Annotated in this window: 9 protein-coding genes (1 of these 9 running past the window's edge); all 9 read right to left on the bottom strand. The window is 71.9% G+C overall.

Annotated features, from left to right (window positions below):
- Nucleotides 1-990: an ornithine cyclodeaminase family protein gene (locus AC5677_RS26695; protein WP_497190457.1), complete on the bottom strand. Its 990-nt coding sequence runs from the start codon at nucleotides 988-990 to the stop codon at nucleotides 1-3.
- Nucleotides 987-2,219, bottom strand: a complete 1,233-nt coding sequence (locus tag AC5677_RS26690; RefSeq protein WP_497190456.1) for an FAD-dependent oxidoreductase — start codon at nucleotides 2,217-2,219, stop codon at nucleotides 987-989. The genes AC5677_RS26695 and AC5677_RS26690 overlap by 4 nt, the downstream gene beginning before the upstream one ends.
- Complete coding sequence (locus AC5677_RS26685; RefSeq protein ID WP_497190455.1) at nucleotides 2,212-3,489, bottom strand: DegT/DnrJ/EryC1/StrS family aminotransferase; 1,278 nt, start codon at nucleotides 3,487-3,489, stop codon at nucleotides 2,212-2,214. Before AC5677_RS26685 ends, AC5677_RS26690 begins: the two co-directional genes overlap by 8 nt.
- Nucleotides 3,486-4,703, bottom strand: coding sequence for a cytochrome P450 (locus AC5677_RS26680; RefSeq protein ID WP_497190454.1), 1,218 nt, complete (start codon nucleotides 4,701-4,703; stop codon nucleotides 3,486-3,488). Before AC5677_RS26680 ends, AC5677_RS26685 begins: the two co-directional genes overlap by 4 nt.
- A gap of 61 nt (nucleotides 4,704-4,764) precedes the next feature.
- The gene (locus tag AC5677_RS26675; RefSeq protein WP_497190453.1) at nucleotides 4,765-5,442 is read right to left on the bottom strand and encodes a DUF5825 family protein; all 678 of its coding nucleotides are present in this window, start codon (nucleotides 5,440-5,442) and stop codon (nucleotides 4,765-4,767) included.
- Nucleotides 5,439-7,352 (bottom strand): RiPP maturation radical SAM C-methyltransferase, encoded by a 1,914-nt coding sequence (locus AC5677_RS26670; RefSeq protein WP_497190452.1) that lies wholly within the window; start codon nucleotides 7,350-7,352, stop codon nucleotides 5,439-5,441. The genes AC5677_RS26675 and AC5677_RS26670 overlap by 4 nt, the downstream gene beginning before the upstream one ends.
- Complete coding sequence (locus AC5677_RS26665) at nucleotides 7,349-7,582, bottom strand: MbtH family protein (protein ID WP_497190451.1); 234 nt, start codon at nucleotides 7,580-7,582, stop codon at nucleotides 7,349-7,351. Before AC5677_RS26665 ends, AC5677_RS26670 begins: the two co-directional genes overlap by 4 nt.
- Nucleotides 7,579-14,844 (bottom strand): amino acid adenylation domain-containing protein, encoded by a 7,266-nt coding sequence (locus tag AC5677_RS26660; RefSeq protein ID WP_497190450.1) that lies wholly within the window; start codon nucleotides 14,842-14,844, stop codon nucleotides 7,579-7,581. The genes AC5677_RS26665 and AC5677_RS26660 overlap by 4 nt, the downstream gene beginning before the upstream one ends.
- A protein-coding gene (locus AC5677_RS26655; RefSeq protein ID WP_497190449.1) for an amino acid adenylation domain-containing protein crosses the window boundary here: on the bottom strand, nucleotides 14,841-22,462 show its 3' portion. Its footprint extends 6,730 nt past the window's final position; only the last 7,622 of its 14,352 coding nucleotides appear in the window; the start codon falls outside the window, past its right edge; its stop codon occupies nucleotides 14,841-14,843. The genes AC5677_RS26660 and AC5677_RS26655 overlap by 4 nt, the downstream gene beginning before the upstream one ends.

Here is a 22,462-nt window from a genome sequence, read left to right as displayed (position 1 = left end):
TCAGAAGAAATCGACGTCGTCGCCGGCGCCGGCGGCCAGGGCGCGGCGATGGATCAGGTTGCAGGCGACCACGTCCTCGATGGGCAGGCCCAGGGACTTGAACAGGGTCGTCTCGCGGGCGTCGGCCCGGCCGCCGTGCCGTCCGGCGAGGACGTCGCCGACCTCGACGACCGGGTGGTCCGCGGGGAGGCGGCCCTCGCCGACGGGGATCAGCAGGTCGCCGGCTTCCTGGCGTACGGCGTCGCGGCTCTCGGCGAAGACGGTGCTGCGCTCGACGACTTCGGTGGGCAGTTCGCGGCAGGCCGGTCCGAAGGCGCCGACCGCGGTGATGTGGCAGCCTTCGGCGGCGACCGCGGCGGCCGAGACCACCGGTTCGAGTGCGGAGGTCGCGGTCACCAGGACGTCGGCGCCGCGTACCGCCGCGTCGCTGGAGCCGGCGAGGGTCGCCGGGTGGCCCTGTTCCTGCGCCCAGGCGACGAGTTCGCGGGCCCGTTCGGGGCTGCGGCTGAAGACCCGTACCTCGCGCCAGGGCCGGATGGAGCGCAGCGCGGCGATATGGGCCTTGGCCTGTACGCCGGCGCCGATGACGGCGAGCACCTCGGAGTCCTGGCGGGCCAGGCAGTCGGTGCCGACCGCGGAGACGGCGGCGGTGCGCAGTTCGGTGACGACGGTGCCGTCCAGGACGGCGAGGACCTCGCCGTATACCCCGTCGAGCAGGACGATGAGGCCCTGGACGCTGGGCAGGCCCTTCTCCGCGCTGCGCGGGAACATGCTGAGCACCTTGAGGCCGAACGCCGCCGATTCGGGCTCTCCGGCGGGCATCAGCAGCACCCGGCCGCCCTCGCCGGGGGGCTCCACGGTGACCCGCGGGTGCTGGAAGGCCGTGCCGGAGCTGAATTCGGTCAGCGCCGACCGCATCGGTTCGAAGAGGTCCTCCAGGGTCACCAGCTCCCGGACTGTCGCACCGCTGATGATCTTCAACTGCTTCACCGGGTCATCTCTCCGCTCGGTCGGTTCCGGTTCGTGTCGGGCAAGGGGGCGCGGCTCTCGGCCGGCTGGAGGCCGAAGGCCGCGACGTCGTGATCGGTACGGCCGTGCTGCATCAGGTCCACGGCGATCTCCCCGAAGACGGGGATGAACTTGAACGCCCATCCCCCGGCGACGACGGTGATCCGTTCGCCGTCGGGGGTGAGGCCGTCGGCGCGCCCGAGGTAGAACTGCCGGTTCTCGTCCTCGGGGAGCGCGGCCAGGCAGGTCCCGGCCTGCAGGGGCTCGGGGTCGAGGGACGGCAGGTGGCGGGCCACCCATTCCGCGGTCCGCCGCAGTTCGTGTGCGCGCACGGTGTAGCGCGCCTCGCGCGCGTCGGCGAGGGTTTCCTGCTCGAACAGCGGGGCCACCCGGACCAGGTCGTTTCCCGACCAGGGTGCGGTGCCGAAGCCGTAGAAGACGTTGCTGTCGGTCTCGACGGCGTTCTGGAAGGCGAACCAGGTCGGGTAGTCGCGGGTGTCGCGGCGGCGGAAGTACGCGCCGCCCAGCTCGTGGATCCGCAGTCGCAGTGCGATGCCGAGCGGTGCCAGCAGCGGTGCGCTGAACGGTCCGGCCGCGATGATCACGTGGTCGGCGCGCAGGGTGCCGCGTGCGGTGCGTAAGGTCACTCCGCCGCCGTCCGGCAGCAGTTCGCGTACGCTCTCCTGGCCGCGCAGGCGGCAGCCGAGGGCGGTGGCCTTCTCGACCAGGGTCCAGCGGGTGGCGCGGACGTCGATCATGCCGCCGTCGGGCTGGTAGAAGCCCTCGAAGTGGCCGGGCAGGCCGCGGAATCCGTACCGTTCCTCGATGTCGGGTGTCTTCAGCGGCTCGTAGGGCACGCCGAGGCGGTCGAGGACGGAGACGGCGGCGTTGATCTGGCCCTCGCTGTTGGATTCCTGGGCGTCGCCGAACCACAGGCTCCCGGTGCGGTGCACCAGGCGGCGGCCGGATTCCTCCTCCCAGGTCTGCCAGGCCCGGTGGGCCTCCAGGGTGAGGCGGGCCAGGTTTTCCTGGGCGTACTGGATGCGCCACTGACGTTCGGCGCCGCCCGAGCCGCCGTGGTCGCCGTGGAACTCCCGGTCCTCCAGCACCGCGACGGACAGTCCGCGGCGGGCGGCCGAGACCGCGGCCGAGAGCCCCATGGGCCCGCCGCCGACGACCACGACGTCGAAGAACTCCTGTGCGTCAGCCATCCACGCGCACCTCACTTCTCTGCCGGCTTGCGCCCTGTCGGTTGCGGGGTGCGGTCCGGCCCGGTGCGAGCAGGCCGGCCAGCGTGCCGCCGATGTGTTCGACCTGCGTGTCGGAGAGCACCGGGGAGCACGGCAGGTTGACCTGCGAGGTGAACCAGAGCCGTTCGGCGACCGGGCACTCCCCCGGGCCGTGTCCGCGGGCCCGCCATACGGGCTGCAGGTGCAGGGGGAAGTAGCGCTGCTGGAGTTCCACGCCGTCCCGTCGGGCGCGGTGCAGCAGGTCGTTGCGGCCGAGCGCCGCGCCGGGCTCCACGAAGAAGGTGAAGTAGTGGTAGGGGTGCACGCTGTCCGAGGGCACGGCGGGTATCCGGACGCCGTCGATGCCCTCCAGCATGTCCGTGTAGTACGAGGCGACCTGGGCCCGGCGTTCGACGAGTTTGGGCAGTTTGGCGAGCTGGACCGAGCCGACGAGGGCGGCGGCCTCGCTCAGGGTCGCGTTGGTGCCGGCCCGGCGCACGTCCCGGCAGCGGTGGGTGTAGGCGTTGCCGACGTACAGCGCGTCCGCCGGCGATTCGGGGAAGAGGAGGGGGCCGGGGCGCACGGGGTGGAAGTCGGCGTCCGGTTCGTTGCCGCGTATCCGCTCGGCCCGCTCCGCCCAGTCGTCGCGGTCGAAGACGACCATCCCGCCCTCGCCGAGGGTGGTGATGTTCTTGCTGGAGTGGAAGCTGTAGCAGGCGATGTCCGCCCGGGAGCCGGCGGGCCGGCCGTGGCGGAGCGCGCCCAGGGCGTGGGCGCAGTCCTCGACGACGAGGGCGCCGTGTTCGTGGGCGATGGCCATGATGGCGTCGAGGTCGGCGGGCCAGCCGCCGTAGTCGACGAGGAACACGGCGCGGGTGCGCGGCCCGATCAGCTCGCGCAGCCGGTCCGGGTCCATGTTGAGGTTGTCGTCGCGCACATCGCAGAAGCGGACCCGCACGTCGTGGTCGAGCAGCGGCTGGATGGTGGCCTGGTAGGTCTGGGGCGTGACGACGACCTCGTCGCCGGGCTGCAGTCCCAGCAGGTGGGCGGCGAATTCCAGGGCCACGGTGCCGCTGGTGACCGACAGCGCGTGCCGGCGGCCGACGTGGTGGCGGAACTGCTGCTCGAAGTCGGTGCGCCGCTCGCCGGCGGAGAGCGACGCCCCGTCCTCCAACAGCTGGGCCAGTGCCTCCAGTTCGTCGGAGCCGAGCAGGCTGCCGCGCTGGACGGGTCCGACGCGGGTGCCGTTCATCGTTTCCCCGCGGGGGTGACGGTGACCGGCAGGGTGCGGGCGCCGAGGATGCTGCTCGGGACGCCGAAGCCGCCGTGCTCGTACATCTGCACCGTGGCGCCCGGTGTCACCCGCAGGTCGGCGTAGCGGTCCAGGAGGGTGTTGAGCGCGATGCGTCCTTCGAGCCGGGCGAGGGCGGCGCCGATGCAGAAGTGGATGCCGTGGCCGAAGGCCATCTGCTGCCTGCTCTCGCGGTGGATGTCGAACCGCTCGGGATCGGGGAAGCAGCGCTCGTCGTGGTTGGCGGACAGCATCCAGGCCATCACCATCGCGTTCTCCGGTATCTCGGTACCGCCGAGTGACAGCGGCTGCGTGGTGATCCGGGTGGCGAGGGAGATCGGTGTGCGCAGCCGCAGCACTTCCTCGATGGCATCCGGGATCAGGGAGCGGTCGGCGCGCAGTTCGGCGGCCGCCTCGGGGGTGTCCTCGAGGCACAGCACGGTGTTGCCGATCATCATCATGGTGGTGCTGTAGCCGGCGCCGAGCAGCAGCGCGGAGAAGTTGACGAGTTCCTCGTCGTCGAGCCGTTCGCCGTCGACGTCGGCCGTCGCCAGAAGGCTGATCAGGTCGTCGCCGGGGTCGCGGCGGCGGGCCTGGCAGTGCTCCAGGACGTAGGCGTTCATCTCCTCGCGGGCGGATTCGAAGGCGGCGGCGAGGGCGGTGTCGGTGGGGCCGGACACCTGGATCGACTGGGCGCGGTCCGCCCACCGGTCGAAGATCTTGCGGTCCTCGACCGGGACGCCGAGCAGTTCGGTGATCACGTTCACGGCGAGCGGATAGGCGAAGGCGGCCACCAGGTCGAACTCGTCGCCGTCGACCTCGTCCAGCAGTTCGTCCGCCAGGGCTCCGACGCGGTCGGTGAGCCGGGCCATGGTGGGCGGGCCGAACGCCTTGTTGACGAGGCGGCGGAGGTTGCCGTGCTCGGGCGGGTCGATCATGGTCAGGTTGCCTTTGCTGAGCCGCTCCATGCCGGGCATGATCCGGCTGCTGTCGGAGGAGAACAGCTCGGGGCGGGAGAGCACCTGACGGACGTCCGCGTGCCGGAAGACGTGGTGGACGCCGGAGGAGTCGCACCAGACGGGCTGCGTGTCGCGCATCCGCCGCATCCAGGCGAACAGGTGGCGGCCCCCGTCCTCGGGGGTGGGTATCGCCGTGTCATCTGCCTTTTCGGTCAACTGTGGTTCCTCGTTCCGGTGTGAGGGGTGCCCGTTGCGGGGAGTCGCTGGTCTCCGGGGTTCAGATGAGGTCGGTGGCGGTGATGAACATGGCCGGGAAGGGCCAGCGGCGCAGCCGGTAGGGGGCCCACCACAGCCGGTCCCCGGCGTGCAGTACGAGTCCGGCGGCCTCGAATTCGGCCAGCGGCGCGGCGGGCAGGTCGTGGGGGGCCGCGCCGTTGAGCAGCCGTTCGGCGGCTTCCAGGCGTGCGTCCCCCTGGAGGGTGGTCAGTGCGAGGGTGCCGGTGCGGCGGTCGCGGACCTGGAGGAAGCCCGGTCCGCGCCGGTAGGTGAACTGGCCGTAGTGGTAGCCGGCGCGCCATGCGGCGAGCGCTTCCGGGTCCGGGCCGCCGGGTCCCACGACCCGGGCCGGGGGGTGGAGGTGGCGCAGTTCCTGCCAGGCGTCGGGGCGGTCGGTGGCCAGTTCCCATTCGACGGACATGCCCTGGCCGGTCATCTCCCGTACCGCGGCGAGGGCGGGCCCCGCGCCGTCGCCGGGGGTGACCGGTTCGTGCAGCCGTGCGTGCCGGGCGCCGCGCGCGAACAGGTCGTGGACGGCGGTCACCAGATCGCCGCTCAGGGTCTCGGTGCCCATCCGCACGCCGGGCTGGTCGGCGCACTCCTTCTCGTAGTCCTGCCAGGCCTCGATCCGTACCGCGTTGGTGCCGGTCGCCGCCCGTTCGGCGGTGTGCGTGCTCATGCCGGCTGCTCCTGGGGTTGGCGCCGCTCGGCTTCGAGGGCGGCGAGGGTGCGCATGTAGTAGAAGCGCAGCAGGGGTTGGTTGTCGGCGCTGGGCGCCACGTGGATGTACTGGCCGGCCTCCTCGAAGAGCAGGCCGAGCTCCTGCCATCTGCCGAGCAGCGCGGTGAGTTCCTCCTCGGGTACCGGCCGGCCGGCCTGGTCGGGCAGTTTGCGGGCGAGGGAGGCGGCGGAGTGCGGCTGGTCGAGGAGGCGGAAGAGGGCGAGTTCGACCGGGTCGTCGATCCGCAGTACCCGCCAGTCGAACGCCGGGCGGTCGCTGACCAGCCGGATGTGGTCGCCGTTGTCCTGGCAGGTCAGCCGGGAGACCGCCTGGATGCGGCGCCAGTGCATGATGGCCGCGTCGAGACGGGCGGCGGTCTCGTCGCCGATGCCCTGCGGTTTGGAGGCGAACATGTAGGCCAGGTCGCGGAGTTCGCTGTCCGGCAGGTCGTAGATGATGCGGTACTGGTCGTCCGGCTCCAGTTCGCCGAAGCCGAGTTCCGGGCGGTCGAAGTACGGGCTGAAGCGTTCGACGACGAGCCGGACCGAGCCCGCGGCGGGCTGGAGGTGGTGCAGCACCGGCATCTGGCGGACGATCGCGTCGTAGTCCTCGTCGGTCTCGTCGGGGAAGCCGTAGAGGTAGTTCCAGGCCAGGGAGACGCCCAGGGATTCGGCGTCGCGCAGCAGCCGGACGTTCTGGCAGCCGGTGACGCCCTTGTCCATGATCTTCAGCACCCGGCTGCTGAGGTTCTCGATGCCCGGCTGGACATGGACCAGGCCGGCCCTGGCCATGGTTTCCAGCTGTTCCTTGCGCAGGTTGGACTTGATCTCGTACTGGAGCCGCAGGTCGTATCCGGCGTCGATGAGGCGGGGCAGCAGGGTCTTGAGGTACCCCATGTCCATGATGTTGTCGACGACGTACATGTCGAGGATGCGGTAGCGCTCGACGTAGTCGACGATCTCGTCGTAGAAGCGCGTGGGGCTCTTGCTGCGGAATTCCATGAAGGAGCCGTTGAGACCGCAGAACGTGCAGTGGTGCTTCTCGCCCCACCAGCAGCCGCGGGAGCCCTCGACCACGAGTTTGGGCTCGCACCAGTCCCGGACGGCCGAGGTCTGGAGTCGCTGGAAGTACGGCTCGTAGTCGGGGGTGACGATATCGGCGGGCGGCAGCGGCTTGGAGGTCATGGCGTTGGCCGTCGAGGTGCCCTCGGGGCTACGCCAGCACAGGCCGGGGACGGCGGACAGGTCGCCGTCGTCGGTGAGCGCGGCGAGCAGTTGCGGGAAGGCGACCTCTCCCTCGCCGCGGGCGACGAAGTCGACCTGGGGGAAGTTGCGGTGCATGGCCTCGCCCTGGGGGCCGTCGCAGTTGGCTCCGCCGAAGACGGTGCGGATCGCGGGGTTGATCGCTTTGATCGCCTGGGCGGCGGACAGGGCGGCGACGTTCTGCTGGAAGGTGGTGGTGAAGCCGACCAGGTCCGGTTCCAGGGCGGCGATCCGCTCCGCGAGTTCCGCCACGAACTGCGGTGCGAGGTGGTGCAGCGCGACGCTCTTTTCCCAGACGGGCTCGGGTATCCCGGCGCCGTAGCGGGCCTTGAACTCCTCGACGTGCCAGGGCGCGCCGCCGTGCAGCGCCGAGGAGAAGACCCAGTCGCCGGCGCCGATGAAGTAGGACGCCATCGAGTAGTAGACGTAGTCGTTCATGCCGAAGTCGAGGCGTTCGGCGGCCCAGTCGGCGAAGTCGAGGTTGGCGTGCACGGTCTGCACCTCGATGTCCGGGTGCTTGGCGCGTACGGCGTTGCCGAGGATGCCCAGTGCCAGTGAGGGGACGTCCACGGACGCCCAGGGCATGTTGACGAGTACGACTTTCATCGTTCCTCCGTGGTCGCCGTGTGCGCGTCCATGGCCGTGGCCAGGCTCCGGGGGCGCATATCGGTCCAGTGGGTCTCGACGTAGTCGAGGCATTCCTGGCGGGTGCCCGCCTCGCGGGCCACGGTCCAGCCGTCGGGGACCTCGGCGAACGTCGGCCACAGCGAGTGCTGGTTCTCGTCGTTGGTCAGCACCAGGAAGGTGGCGTCGTCGTCCTCGAAGGGGTTGGTCATCCTTCGCTCCTTGTGTGTGGGGTGTGCCGGGGGCCTCGGCGATCGTCGGCCCGTGCCTCGTCCAGCCGTCGCGCCAGGACCTTTCCGATGGCGTCGAGGGGCTGTTGCCAGGTCATCTCGCCGTGTGCGCAGTCGATGTCGTGGTTGTCGATGCGGCCGCTGACATACGGCTGCCATTCGTCGTAGGTGTGCGGTTCGTCGGGTGATTGCCTGCCGGCGGTGAAGAAGAGCAGGTCACCGCGGAAGGTGGCGAAGTCGTGCCCCTTGGTGATCCGGCCACCGTTGATCATGATGCGGACCATGGCGTCGATCACCCGCTCGTCGAGGGTGGCCAGCGCGCTGCCGGCCTGGCGCAGCGCCTCGGCCAGATCCGCGATGCCGGCGACGGCGCCCTCGTCCAGGGGCCGGCCGACCGCCTCCAGGAGATGGGGCAGCACCGCGCTCTCGTCGTGCACCCCTTCCTCCGCCCAGCGGCTGCGCGGGTAGCCGTCGAGGAGCGCCAGCAGGGCGACTTCTTCGCCCGCGCTCTGGAGTGCGGTCGCCATGGCGTGGGCGACCGCGCCGCCGAAGGACCAGCCGAGCAGGTGGTAGGGCCCGGTCGGCTGGACCTCGCGCAGCCTGGCGAGGTACTCGTCGGCCATCTCCGCCAGGTCTTCGGGGAGGGGTGCGTCGGGGTCGGCGAGGCCGCGGGCCTGGAGGCCGTAGAGCGGCTGGTCGTCGTCGAGGGTGCGCATGAGTCCGGAGTAGGACCAGCTCAGGCCGGAGATGGGGTGGACGCAGAACAGCGGTGGCCGGCTGCCGTGCGGGCGCAGCGGCAGCAGGGTGTCGAGGGCGTCGCGTCCGGAGCCCAGGCCCAGCCGTCCGGTGAGCCCGGCGACGGTGGGGGCGGCGAACAGGTCGCGGATGGTCAGTTCGGCGCCGAGTGCCGCGCCGATCCGGCTGAGCAGCCGGGTGGCCAGCAGTGAGTGGCCGCCCAGGTCGAAGAAGTTGTCGTCGATGCCGACCTGCGGCAGTCCCAGGGTCTGGGCGAACAGCCCGCAGATGACCTCCTCCTGCGGGGTGCGCGGGGGCCGGGCGGTGGACAGGAGGGTGAAGTCGGGGGTGGGCAGCGCCGCCCGGTCGAGTTTGCCGTTGCCGGTGAGCGGGAGGCGCGGCAGCGGGACGAACGCGGCGGGGACCATGTAGTCCGGCAGCGTCCCGGCGACGTGCCGGCGCAGCGCTGCGGGGTCGAGTTCGCGGCCCTCGGCGGGCACGGGGTAGGCGATCAGCTGTTTGCTGCCGGGCCGGTCCTCCCGGGCGATGACGGCGACCTGCGCGATGTCGGGGTGCTTGTCGAGCAGTGCCTCGATCTCGCCCAGTTCGACGCGGAAGCCACGGATCTTGATCTGGTGGTCGGCGCGCCCGAGGAAGTCCAGCAGCCCGTCGGGGCGCCAGCGCACCAGGTCGCCGGTGCGGTACATCCGGGTGCCGGGCGGGCCGAACGGGTCGGCGGTGAAGCGCTGCGCGGTCAGGCCCGGACGCCGCAGGTAGCCGCGGGCCAGCTGTCCGCCGCCGACGTAGAGCTCGCCGATGACTCCCGGCGGTACCGGCCGCAGTCCGTCGTCGAGGACGTAGAGGCGGGCGTTGTTGACGGGCCCGCCGATGGGGGAGGCGGCCGGCCAGCCGGGCACCTCGACCGGCAGGGTGTGGGAGGTGGCGGCGTGGACCTCGGCGGGGCCGTAGACGTTGTGCAGTCGGCGGCCGGGCCGCTTGGCGTACAGGGTCCGGATGGTGTCGCTGAGCAGCAGTGCCTCGCCGCCCTGCTGCACATCGCTGAGCGCGGGCAGGGCGCTGCCGAGTTCGAGGGCCGCTTCGCAGACCGCTTCGATGACCAGTGTCGGTGCGAACAGTTCGTTGACCTCGTGCCGGTCCATCCAGCGCACCAGTTCGGCCGCGCTGCGGCGGATGTCGTCGGTGGGCACCACCAGGCATTTGCCCAGTACGAGGGTGGAGAGGATCTCCTGCACCGAGATGTCGAAGCTGATCGCGGTGAACTGGGCGGTGCGGCCGCCGGGGACCGTGGGGAAGGTGTCGGCGTGCCAGCTCAGCAGGTTGGCGAGGGAGCCGCCGGGCATCACCACGCCCTTGGGGCGGCCGGTGGAGCCGGAGGTGTAGATGAGGTAGGCGGGATGGGCGGGTGACAGGGGTGCGGTGCGCTCGTGGTCTTCCAGGTCGGTGCCGGGCAGGTCGGCCAGGGCGGCGCGGACCTCGGGGTCGTCGAGGACGATGCGCGGCGTGGTGGCCGGGAGCCGGCCGGCCTGCTCCGTCATGGTCAGCACGCAGGTGGGTGCGGCGTCGTCGAGCATGAACGCGATGCGTTCGTCGGGGTAGCCGGGGTCCAGCGGCAGGTAGGCGGCGCCCGCCTTGAGGACGGCGACCAGCGCGACGATCATCTCGGCCGACCGCGGCATGCCGAGCGCGACGATGTGCTCGGGGCCCACGCCGCGGGCGGCCAGCAGCCGGGCGAGCCGGTTGGCCGCCGCGTGGAACTGCGCGTAGCTGAGCGTGGTGTCCTCGAAGATCACGGCCGGTGCTTCGGGCCGCCGGGCCGCCTGGGCCTGGAGCAGCGCGGGCACGTCGGTGGCCGCCGCCGGGCGGGGGTTGACGTGCCAGTCGCCGAGCACCAGGGCGCGCTCGTCGTCGGTGAGCACCTCCAGCCGTCCGATCGGCCGCTCGGGGTCGGCGACGGCGGCGGTGAGCAGCCGCCGCAGCCGCGCCACCATGAGGGTGACGGTGCGCCGGTCGTATAGGTCGGTGCGGTATTCGACGACGCCGCGCAGCCCGGCCGGGGTGCCGTCGGCGGTGCGCCGTTCCTGGAGGCTGAAGAGCAGGTCGAACTTGGCGACGCCGGTGCCGACCGGTTCGCGGGCGACGGTGAGCCCGGGGAGTTCCAGGGACGCTTCGGCGTTGTTCTGCAGGGCCAGCATGACCTGGAACAGCGGGTGCCGGGCCAGCGACCTGACGGGATTGATGACTTCCACCAGGCGTTCGAAGGGCACGTCCTGGTGGGCGTAGGCGGCCAGGTCGGCGGTCCGTACCCGGTCGATCAGCTCCCGGAACGAGGGGTTGCCCGAGGTGTCGGTGCGCAGGACGAGGGTGTTGACGAAGAAGCCGACGAGGTCGTCCAGGGCGTCGTCGGTGCGTCCGGCGATCGGCGAGCCGAGCGGGATGTCGTGCCCGGCGCCGAGCTTGCCGAGCAGGGCGGCGAGGCCGGCCTGCAGCACCATGAACAGCGTGGCCTGGCCGTCCCGCGCGACGCGGGCGAGGGCGGCGTGCAGGGCCGGGTCGAGGTCGAACTCGACCGTGTCGCCGCGGTAGTCGGTGACCGTGCCGCGGGCGCGGTCGGTGGGCAGCTCCAGTTGGTCGGGCAGCGCCTGCAGGGTTTCCCGCCAGAAGGCGAGCTGCCGGTTGTAGAGGCTGCCCTCCTCGTCCTCCCCGCCGAGCAGTTCGCGCTGCCACAGGGCGTAGTCGGCGTACTGGACCGGCAGTTCCGCCCAGTCGGGGGCGGCGCCGGTGCAGCGCGCCCGGTAGGCGGTGGCCAGGTCGCGGGCGAGCGGCGCGTAGGACCAGCCGTCGGCGGCGATGTGGTGCAGCAGCACCAGCAGGACGTTCTCCGTGGCCTGTTCGGACGCGCCGGACGCGTCGGATACATCGGATGTACCGGACGCGTCGGCGGCCGGTGTGAACAGGTGGGCGCGCATCGGTGTCTCGGCGGTCAGGTCGAAGCCGCGCCGGGCCGCCGCGTTGAGCCGTTCGGCGAGCCGTTCCGGCGCGGTCGCCACCACTTCGAGGTCCGGCACCGAGCGGGGGCCGTGCAGCACCTGCTGGTACGGCTCGCCCTGCTCGGCGGGGAAGACCGTCCGCAGCGTCTCGTGGCGCCCGGCGACGTCGGCGAGGGCGGCGCTCAGCGCCTCCCGGTCGAGCGGGCCGGTCAGGCGCAGCGCGAGCGGCATGTTGTAGGTGGCGCTGGGGCCTTCCATCTGGTTGAAGAACCACAGTCGGCGCTGCGCGGAGGACAGCGGGACGCGGTCCGCGCGAGTGGCCGGCACGACGGCCTTGCGGGCGGCGGCGGCATCGCGCAGCAGCGCGGCGACGCCGGCGACGGTGGGGGCCTCGAACAGGCGGCGGATCTCCAGCTCCGCGCCGAGGGCGGAGCGGATACGGCTGATGAGCCGGGTCGCGAGCAGGGAGTGCCCGCCGAGGGCGAAGAAGTCGTCGTGCACGCCGACCGACGGCAGCCCCAGGACCTCGGCGAACAGGGTCCGCAGGATCTCTTCCTGGGGGGAGAGGGCCTCGGTGCGCCGCCCGTCGTCCCCGTGGGGCCGCGGGTCGGGCAGCGCCGCGCGGTCGAGCTTGCCGTTGGGGGTGGTGGGCAGGTCGGCCAGCTCGACCACCGAGGCCGGCACCAGGTGCTCGGGGAGCCGCTCGGCGGCGTAGGCGCGGAGCTCTCCGGGGGCGAGGGTGTGGCCGGGTACGGGGCAGACGTACGCGACGAGATGCCGGTCGGCGGTGCCGAGCGTCTTGGGGACGACGGCGGCGCGGGCGACTGCGGGGTGCTGGGCGAGCACCGCCTCGGCCTCGCCGGGTTCGACGCGGAAGCCGCGGATCTTGACCTGTTCGTCGGCGCGCCCGATGAACTCCAGTACGCCGTCGGGCCGGCGCAGTGCCAGGTCGCCGGTGCGGTACATCCGGGTGCCGGGCGGGCCGAACGGGTCGGCGACGAAGCGTTGGCCGGTCAGTGCCGGGCGGCCCAGGTAGCCGCGGGCCACTCCCGCGCCCGCGAGGTAGAGCTCGCCGGCGGTGCCGGGCGGGAGCGGGCGCAGCCAGGGGTCGAGCACGTAGGCGCGGGTGTTCAGGACGGGGCGGCCGATGGGTGCGCTGTGCGGCCAGCCTGCCGCGTCCGCCGGCAGCGTCCAGGACGTGGTGGCGTGGGTCTCGGCGGGTCCGTAGATGTTGTGCAGCCGGCGCTCCGGCCGCCGGCGGTGGACCTCGCGGATCCGGCCGCCGGTGGTGAGGGCCTCGCCGCCCTGGAAGACGTCGCGGAGCGCGGGCAGCCGGCCGTCTTCCCCGGCCGCCTCGTACAGCGCTTCGATGACGAGGGTGGGCGCGAACAGTTCGTTGACGTCCTGCTCCTCCAGCCACCGGGCCAGATCGGCGCCGTCGCGGCGCACCCGTTCCGGCGGCACCACCAGGCATTTGCCGCTCACGAGGGTGGCGAGGATCTCCTGGACGGAGAAGTCGAAGCCGATGGCGGTGAACAGCGCGGTACGGCCCGGCGCCTCGCCCGGCGGGAACGTCGCGGTGTGCCAGGTGAGCAGGTTCCACAGGCCCGCGGCGGGCATGACGACGGCCTTGGGGCGGCCGGTGGAGCCGGAGGTGTAGATGACGTAGGCGGGGTGCTGGGGCGCGTGGGGCAGGGCCGGGTCGGTGGCGGGCAGCGACGCCAGGGCGGCGCGGGTCGCCGGATCGTCCAGGAGCAGCCGGGGCGTGGTGGTCGCGGCGGGCAGGCGGGCGGCGGTGCCGGTCTCGGTGAGGACGAGGGCGGGGTCGCTGTCGCGCACCATGAACCCGATCCGCTCGGCCGGGTACTCGGGGTCCATCGGCAGGTAGGCGGCGCCGGTCTTGAGGACCGCGAGGACGGCGGTGATCAGTTCGGCGGAGCGCGGCAGCAGCAGGGCCACGATCCGTTCGGGGCCGGCGCCGCGGTCGATCAGGAGCCGGGCGAGGCGGTTGGCGCGTTCCTCCAGCTCGGCGTAGGTCAGGGTGCCGTGTGCGGTGGTGACGGCGGGTGCGTGCGGGGTGCGGGCGGCCTGTGCGGTGAACAGGCCGGGTATGCCGTCGGCGGTGAACGGGCGCGCCGTGCCGTTGTCCCGGCCCGGCTCCAGTGCCAGGCGGCGTTGGGCGGGGGTGAGCAGGTCCAGGCGCGCCAGTGGCGTTTCGGGGGCGGTCGCGACCAGTTCGAGGGTGCGGCGCAGCAGTCGGCACAGTTCCTCGGCGGTCTCCTGGTCGACCGCGTCGGGACGGTGGTCCAGCCGCAGCCGCAGCCGCCCGTCCGGGGTGAAGGCGGCGATGAGGGTGACGCGGTAGTGGGTGCCGTCCCGGCCCTCGAAGCCGGTGAGCCGCAGGCCGTCGTGCGAGGCCTGGAGCTGCTCGGCGTCCATGGGGTAGTTCTCCAGGACGGTGGTGGTGTCGAACAGCTCGCCCAGTCCCACGGTGCGCTGGATGTCGGCGAGGCCGAGGTGCTGGTGCGGGAGCATCCGGGCCTGGCGTTCCTGGACGCGGGCCAGGGTGTCCAGCAGCGAGTCCTGGGGCCGCAGCGTGATGCGGACGGGGACGGTGTTGACGAAGAGGCCGACCATGTCGGCGACGTCCCGCAGCTCCGGCGGGCGCACCGCGACGGTCGCGCCGAAGACCACGTCGCTGCGGCCGGTCAGCTGCGCCAGCACCACCGACCAGCAGGCGTGCAGCACGGAGTTGACGGTGACGCCGCGGCGTCGCGCCTGCTCCCGTACCGCGCCCGCCAGGTCGGCGGGCAGCTCGGTGACCACCCGGTCCGGCAGGCAGGGGGTGCGTACGGGCGTGCCCGGGGCGAGCAGCGTGGGGGACTCCAGGCCCGCCAGGTCCTCCCGCCATGCCTGTTCGGCGCCGGTCCTGTCCTGTGCGGCGAGCCAGCCCAGATAGTCGCGGTACGGCGTCGGGCGGGGCAGGAAGCCGGTGTCGCCGCCCCGTGCGTACACGGCGAGCCATTCGCGTACCAGGACGGGCAGCGACCAGCCGTCGAGGATGATGTGGTGGCAGGTCAGCACCAGGCAGTGCCGTTCGGCCGCGAGGCGTACCAGGGTGGCGCGCAGCAGCGGCGGCCGGCCGAGGTCGAAGCGGCGGGCCCGGTCCTCCTCCAGGACGCGGGCCAGTTCCTGGTCCCGTTTCGCGGGCCGCAGCGCCGAGAGGTCGGTTTCCTGCCAGGGCAGGGCCGCGTTCCTGGCCACGGCCTGGACGGGGACGTCGAGGCCCTCGTGCAGGAATCCGGCGCGCAGTCCGGCGTGGCGGGCGAGCACCGCGTCACCGGCGGCCCGCAGCGCCGGGGCGTCGAGCGGTCCGCTGAGTTCCAGCTGCAGCTGGACGGTGTAGACGTCGGGGGAGCTCTCGTCGTAGAGGGCGTGGAACAGCAGTCCCTCCTGCAGCGGCGAGAGGGGCAGGATGTCCTCAAGGCTCGACCGGCTCATTCGGTGGTCCTCCACTTCGCTTCCAGTCGGTCGATCTGCGTCTGGCTCAGCGAGACCAGGGAGAGGTCGGAGGGGGTGTGCCCCTCGGTTTCCCCGCGCTCGGGGAGTTCGGCGAGCGCGCCCAGTACGCGGAACCATTCCTCGGCGAGGGCGCGTACGGAGTCCTCGGTCAGTACTTCTGCGGGCCAGGTCCAGGTCGCGGTCAGTTCGGGCCCGCCGGGGCGGTCCGCGGTGACGGCGTTGAGGGCGAGGGTGTGGGCGGCGGGCAGGGCCGGGTCCTCACCGCCTCGTACGGCGTCGCGTTCGGGGGCGGGCCCCCAGTCGGCGTCCCCGGCAGCGGGGAAGCGCCCCAGGTAGTTGAAGGCGAGCTGGGCGGGGCGCAGCGCGGCGAGTTCCGGCGCGGTGGCCGGGTTGAGGTAGCGCAGCAGGCCGTAGCCGATTCCGTTGTCCGGCAGGTCCCGCAGCTGCTCCTTGACGCGGCGCAGCGCCCGCCGGAGCGCGGTCGGGTCGGCGCGCAGCTCGTCCCGCTCGAGGACGCCCGGGTCGAGCCGGACGGGAAAGAGTGTGGTGAACCAGCCGACGGTGCGGGACAGTTCGGCGGTTTCGGTGATCTCCTCGCGGCCGTGGCCCTCCAGGTCGACGAGGACCGCGGAGCCGCTCCCGCGTCCCGCGTCCCGCCGCCACTGGGCGACGGCGGCGGCGAAGGCGGTGAGCAGGACGTCGTTCACGCTGCCGTGGACGAGGGCGGGGACCGTGGTGAGCAGGGGGCCGGTCTCGTCGGCGGGCAGTGTCAGGGTGAGGGAGCGGGTGGTGCCGGCCAGGTCGCGGCCGGGGTCGAGCGGGCGGCCCCCCAGGGCCGGTTCCGGCTCGGCGAGCATGTTCTTCCAGAGCGGCAGCTCGGCGACCCGCTCGGGCCGCTCGGCCTCGGCGGCCAGGGACTGCGCCCAGTGGCGCAGCGGAGTGCCGGTGGGCGCCGGGCGCGGGTCCCGGCCGTCGGCGACGGCCTGCCATGCGGCGGCCAGGTCGGGCAGCAGGATCCGCCAGGAGACGCCGTCCACGGCGAGGTGATGCACCGTCAGTAACAGGCGGCCGGGCGCCGCGGGCCCGGCGTCGAACCAGACGGCCTGGAGCATGCCGTGCGCCGGGCGCAGCCGGCCCGCCGCGGCCTCCGCCTCCTCGGTCAGGACGTCGTGCAGCGCCGCGTCGCGCAACCCGCGGATGTCCACCCGCCGCAGACAGGCGGCGACGTCGACGGAGCCGGGCGGGCCGACGAGGAGTTCGGGCGGGCCGTCGCCGGCGGTGCGCAGGGTCAGGCGCAGCGCGTCGTGGTGGTCGACGAGGGCGGCCAGGACGTGCACGAGCCGTGCCGCGTCCACGTCTTGCGGGGTGCGCAGGAGTACGGACTGCTGGAAGCGGTCGAAGGAGCCGCCGCGTTCCAGGAGCCAGTGCACGATCGGCGTCGGGGGCAGCGGGCCCGTGGGCTCCGGCGTTGCGGTGTCCGGTGCCGCGCCGGGTTCGGTGACGGCCGACGCGAGCGCCTCGGGCGTCTGGTGGCGGAAGACATCGCGGGGGCTGATCTCCAGGCCCGCCTGCCGCGCCAGGCTGACGAGCTGGATGGAGCTGATGCTGTCCCCGCCGAGGTTGAAGAAGTTGCCCTCGACGCCGACCTCGGGAAGGTGCAGCACCTCGGCGAACAGGCCGCACAGCAGCCGTTCGCGAGGTGTCCGCCCCTGCTGTCCGGCGGCCGCTTCGGCCAGGTCGGGCGCAGGCAGCGCGGCACGGTCGACCTTGCCGGTGGGGGTCATCGGCAGCGCGTCCAGCGTGACGAAGACGGTGGGCACCAGATGGTCGGGCAGCCGGTCGGCGAGGCGGGCCCGCAGGTCGGCCACGTCGGGGGCGTCGGCGGTGTCGGCAGTGTCCTCGGGGACGATGTAGGCGGTCAGGCGGCGATCACCCGGCCGGTCCTCCCGCACCACCACGGCGGTCTGCGCAACCCCCGGCTGCCGGGCCAGGACAGCCTCGACCTCACCCGGCTCGATCCGGAAACCCCGCACCTTCGCCTGGTCATCGGCACGCCCGACGAACTCCAGCTCGCCGCCCGCACGCCAGCGGACCACGTCCCCGGTCCGATACATCCGCCCGCCCGCGGCACCGAAGGGGTCCGCAACGAACCGCTCCGCGGTCAGCCCCGCACGGTCCTTGTAGCCCCGCGCCAGACCCGCACCGGACACATACAACTCACCCGCAACACCCGCAGGCACCGGACGCAACCCACCATCCAGCACATACGCCCGAAAACCCGCCAACGGACGCCCGATCGACGGCACCCCCGCCCCCACACCCAACGACCCACTCATCGACACACACACCGTCGACTCCGTCGGCCCATACGCATTCACCAACCGCCCCACCCGCGGCACCCAACGCTCCACCACCCCCACACCCAACGCCTCACCAGCCACCACCACCGTCACCCCAGACGGCAACACCCCCTCCCCCAACGCCCCCAACACCGCAGGCGGCAACGTCACATGCGACACACCACCCCCCACACACACATCCCGCAACACATCCCCCGACAACAACCCCCCACCAGGCGCCACCACCAACACAGCACCCGACAACAACCCCATACACAACTCCCAAAACGCCGCATCAAAACTCGGCGACGCAAACTGCAACACCCCACACCCAGGCCCCACCCCCAACAACCCCACCTGCGCACCCACCAACCCCGCCACACCCGCATGCGACACCACCACACCCTTAGGCCACCCCGACGACCCAGAGGTATAAATCACATACGCAGCGTTACCAACACGGAGGGGCACGCGACGCCCCCCATCACGCACACCACCGGAATCCAGAGCGGCCGCCTCACGCTCCAACTCCTCAAACAGCTCGACGGAAGAACCGTCCACGGCCGGCAGACGACCCACCGTGCCCTCACCAGCCACCACCAACACCGGCGCACAATCCCGCAACATGAACTCGATGCGCTCCGCCGGATACTCGGTATCGACGGGCAGATACGCACCCCCCGCCTTCCACACCGCCAACACCGACACCACCAACGCCACCGACCTCGGCAACGCCAACGCCACCACACACTCCGGCCCCACACCCCGACCCACCAACACCCGCGCCAACCGATCCGCACGAGCATCAAGCTCCGCATAACTCAACGACACATCACCACACACCAACGCCACCGCACCCGGCGCCGCAGCCACCCGCGCCCCGAACAACTCCGGCGCAGTGGCACCCGTCGGCGGCTGGGGTGCGTCGATGGGTGCGGGCAGCAGGGTCGTGCGCTCTTCAGCGGTCAGTACGTCGATGTCGCCGAGGGTGCGGTCCGCGTCTTCGGCGGCCGTGCGCAGGACACGCTCCAGGCGTTCGGTGAAGGCTTCGGCGGTGGAGTGGTCGAACAGGTCGGTGCTGTACTCCAGCTCCGCCTCCAGACCCGCCGGCTCCCCCTCCGCCGTCCGCCGCTCCCGCACGTTCAACAGCAGATCGAACTTGGCCGCACCGGTCACCACCGGCTCGGCCCGCGTCTGCAGACCCGGCAGAGCAATATCCACCGCAGTGGTGTTCTGGAACGCCAGCATCACCTGGAACAACGGATGCCGCGCCAGCGACCGCGCCGGATTCAACACCTCCACCAAACGCTCGAACGGCACATCCTGATGCGCGAACGCCGCCAGATCCGCATCCCGCACCCGCCCCAACACCTCACGGAACGACGGCTCACCCGACACATCCGCACGCAACACCAACGTGTTCACGAAAAACCCGACCAGATCATCCAGAGCCTCGTCCGAACGACCCGCCACCGGCGTCCCCACCGGAATGTCCGTCCCCGCACCCATCCGCGACAACAACGCCGCAAGACCCGCCTGCACCACCATGAACAACGTCGCCCGAGACTGCCCCGCCAACGCCAGCAGCCCCGCATGCAGCCCCGCGTCCCACGCCACCGCGACACTGCCACCACGATGACTGGCCACCGCCGGACGCGGACGATCAACCGGCAACTCCAACTGATCCGGCAGCCCCTCCAACGCGCCCCGCCAGAACGCCACTTGGCGCCCCATCAAGCTCTCCGGATCCGCCTCCGCGCCCAGCAGCGACCGCTGCCACACCGCGTAATCCGCATACTGCACCGGCAACGCATCCCACCCCGGAACCCGCCCCGCACACCGCGCCTCATACGCCGCCCGCACATCCCGCACCAACGGACCGAACGACCACCCATCCCCCGCCACGTGATGCACCACCAGCAACAACACACACTCATCCGGAGCGAGCACCAGCAGCCGGGCCCTCAGGGGAAGATCGACATCGAGAGCGAAGACCTCGTGGGCGGCCGCGGTGAGCAGTGAGGGCAGCTCCGCCTCCGTGGTGTGCACCTGGTGGAGGGTGGGCTTGGCCAGGGCGGCGCCCAGGACGACCTGGTGGGGTATGCCGTCGATATCGGGGAAGACGGTGCGCAGGCTCTCGTGCCGCTCGACCACATCGCCCAGCGCCGCTTCCAGCGCCACCCGGTCCAACGCACCCGAAATCCGCAACGCCACCGGCAAGTTGTACGCCGCACCCGCACCCTGCAACGCATTCACAAACCACAACCGCTGCTGCGCGAACGACAACGGAATCCGCTCCGGACGCACCACCCCCGACAACGTCGGCCGCGCCGACCCCGCACCCTCCAAAACCCGCGCCACCCCACCCACCGACGCAGCCTCGAACAACTCCCGAATCCCCAGCTCCACACCCAGCACCGCACGCACACGGCTCACCAGACGCATCGCCAACAACGAATGACCACCCAACGCAAAGAAGTCGTCATCCAACCCGACCCCCTCGACCCCCAGCACCTCACCGAACAGACGGCACAAAACCTCCTCCTGCCCCGTCCGCGCCGCCCGCCCCGAACCCACCACCACCACACCCGGCACCGGCAACGCCGACCGATCCACCTTCCCGTTCGGCGTCAACGGCAACTCATCCAGCACCACCACCGCACCCGGCACCATGTACTCCGGCAGTTCACGGGACGCGGCCTCGCGCAGCTCCGCGGGACGCGGCACGGCAGCGGCCCGCGCGGGCACGACGTACGCCACCAGTCGCTGGTCCCCGGGCCGGTCCTCCCGCACCACCACGGCGGTCTGGGCGACTCCCGACTGCCGGGCGAGGACCGCCTCGATCTCACCCAGCTCGACACGGAAACCCCGCACCTTCACCTGATGATCGGCGCGTCCGACGAACTCCAGCTCACCACCCGCACGCCACCGCACCACGTCCCCGGTCCGGTACATCCGCCCGCCGGCGGCACCGAACGGATCCGCAACGAACCGCTCCGCCGTCAGACCCGCACGCCCGCCATAACCCCGCGCCAGACCCGCACCCGACACATACAACTCACCCGCAACACCCACCGGCACCGGACGCAACCCACCGTCCAGCACATACACCCGGGTGTTGCTGACCGGGCCGCTGATCGGCGCCGAGACGGGCCAGTCCTCGGTATCGGCCGGTGCCGTCCAGGTGGTGACCGCGTGGGTCTCGGCCGGGCCGTAGACGTTGTGCACCCGGCGCTCCGGACGCGCGGCGGCGAAGGCGCGCAGCCGGGGGCCGAGAACGAGGGCCTCACCGCCCTGGAACAGCGCGGACAGCTCGGGCAGCGGGAAGTCCTGCTCGTCGGCCGCGGCGAGCACCGCCTCCAGGACCGGGGTGGGCGCGTACAGCTCGTTGACCTCGTGGCGACCCAGCCAGTGCACCAGACGCACCGGGTCGCGGCGCTCGTCCTCGGACGGCACGGCCAGGGTCCGGCCGGAGACCAGCGCCGAGAGGATCTCCTGTACGGAGAAGTCGAAGCCGATCGCGGTGAACTGGGCGGTACGCGTTCCCGGGCCGCCGGGGAAGCGGCCGACGTGCCAGGACAGCAGATTCAGCAGGCCGGCGGTGGGCATGACCACGCCCTTGGGGCGTCCGGTGGACCCCGAGGTGTAGATGACATAGGCGGGGTTGCCCGGACGCAGCGGGGCGCGGCGCTCGCTGTCGCGTACGTCGTCGCCGTCCAGCGCGGCCGCCGCACGTTCCAGGTCTTCGATCAGGGCGGGGGCGGGACCGTCCGCGGCCGGCAGCCGGCCCACGGTGTCCTCGGCGGCCACCACCAACACCGGGGCGCAGTCCTGGACCATGAACGCGATGCGCTCGGCCGGGTACTCGGTGTCGACGGGCAGGTAGGCGGCGCCGGTCTTGAGGACCGCGACGATGGCGACCACGAGGGCGGGTGACCGGGGCAGCGCAAGGGCCACGACCCGCTCGGGCCCGGCGCCCCGCTCGATCAGCACGCGGGCCAGCCGGTTCGCGCGGGCGTTGAGCTGCGAGTAGCTCAGGGACTCTCCCGCGCACAGCAGCGCCGCCGCACGCGGGGTCGCGGCCGCCTGCGCCTGGAGCAGGTCGGGCACGGTGACGTCTGCCGGTGGCAGGGGTGTGGTGGTGGGTGCGGGCAGCAGGGTCGTGCGCTCTTCGGTGGTCAGTACGTCGAAGTCGCCGAGGGTGCGGTCCGCGTCTTCGGCGGCCGTGCGCAGGACACGCTCCAGGCGTTCGGTGAAGGCTTCGGCGGTGGAGTGGTCGAACAGATCGGTGCTGTACTCCAGCTCCGCCTCCAGACCCGCCGGCTCCCCCTCCGCCGTCCGCCGCTCCCGCACGTTCAGCAACAGGTCGAACTTGGCCGCACCCGTCACCACCGGCTCGGCCCGCGTCTGCAGACCCGGCAGAGCAATATCCACCGCAGTGGTGTTCTGGAACGCCAGCATCACCTGGAACAACGGATGCCGCGCCAGCGACCGCGCCGGATTCAACACCTCCACCAAACGCTCGAACGGCACATCCTGATGCGCGAACGCCGCCAGATCCGCATCCCGCACCCGCCCCAACACCTCACGGAACGACGGATCACCCGACACATCCGCACGCAACACCAACGTGTTCACGAAAAACCCGACCAGATCATCCAGAGCCTCATCCGAACGACCCGCCACCGGCGTCCCCACCGGAATGTCCGTCCCCGCACCCATCCGCGACAACAACGCCGCAAGACCCGCCTGCACCACCATGAACAACGTCGCCCGAGACTGCCCCGCCAACCCCAACAGCCCCGCATGCAGCCCCGCGTCCCACGCCACCGCGACACTGCCACCACGATGACTGGCCACCGCCGGACGCGGACGATCAACCGGCAACTCCAACTGATCCGGCAGCCCCTCCAACGCCCCACGCCAGAACGCCACCTGACGCCCCATCAAGCTCTCCGGATCCGCCTCCGCACCCAGCAGCGACCGCTGCCACACCGCGTAATCCGCATACTGCACCGGCAACGCATCCCACCCCGGAACCCGCCCCGCACACCGCGCCTCATACGCCACCCGCACATCCCGCACCAACGGACCGAACGACCACCCATCCCCCGCCACGTGATGCACCACCAGCAACAACACACACTCATCCAGGGAGAGGGTGAACAGCCGGGCGCGCAGGGGTGCCTGGGCCGACAGGTCGAACCGCTCGCGGACGGCCGCGCCGAGGGCGTCGCCGAGTTCTTCCTCGGTGGTCG

Source organism: Streptomyces sp. JLSY215, from assembly GCF_059682825.1.
Note: the sequence above shows the minus strand (reverse complement) of the source record. Positions and strands in the feature narration are given on the sequence as shown.

Excerpts from the sequence above, each read along its gene's own strand:
- AC5677_RS26675 (WP_497190453.1), bottom strand. The coding sequence starts at position 5,442 with ATGAGCACGCACACCGCCGAACGGGCGGCGACCGGCACCAACGCGGTA.
- AC5677_RS26660 (WP_497190450.1), bottom strand. The coding sequence starts at position 14,844 with ATGAGCCGGTCGAGCCTTGAGGACATCCTGCCCCTCTCGCCGCTGCAG.
- AC5677_RS26665 (WP_497190451.1), bottom strand. The coding sequence starts at position 7,582 with ATGACCAACCCCTTCGAGGACGACGACGCCACCTTCCTGGTGCTGACC.
- AC5677_RS26690 (WP_497190456.1), bottom strand. The coding sequence starts at position 2,219 with ATGGCTGACGCACAGGAGTTCTTCGACGTCGTGGTCGTCGGCGGCGGG.
- AC5677_RS26670 (WP_497190452.1), bottom strand. The coding sequence starts at position 7,352 with ATGAAAGTCGTACTCGTCAACATGCCCTGGGCGTCCGTGGACGTCCCC.
- AC5677_RS26685 (WP_497190455.1), bottom strand. The coding sequence starts at position 3,489 with ATGAACGGCACCCGCGTCGGACCCGTCCAGCGCGGCAGCCTGCTCGGC.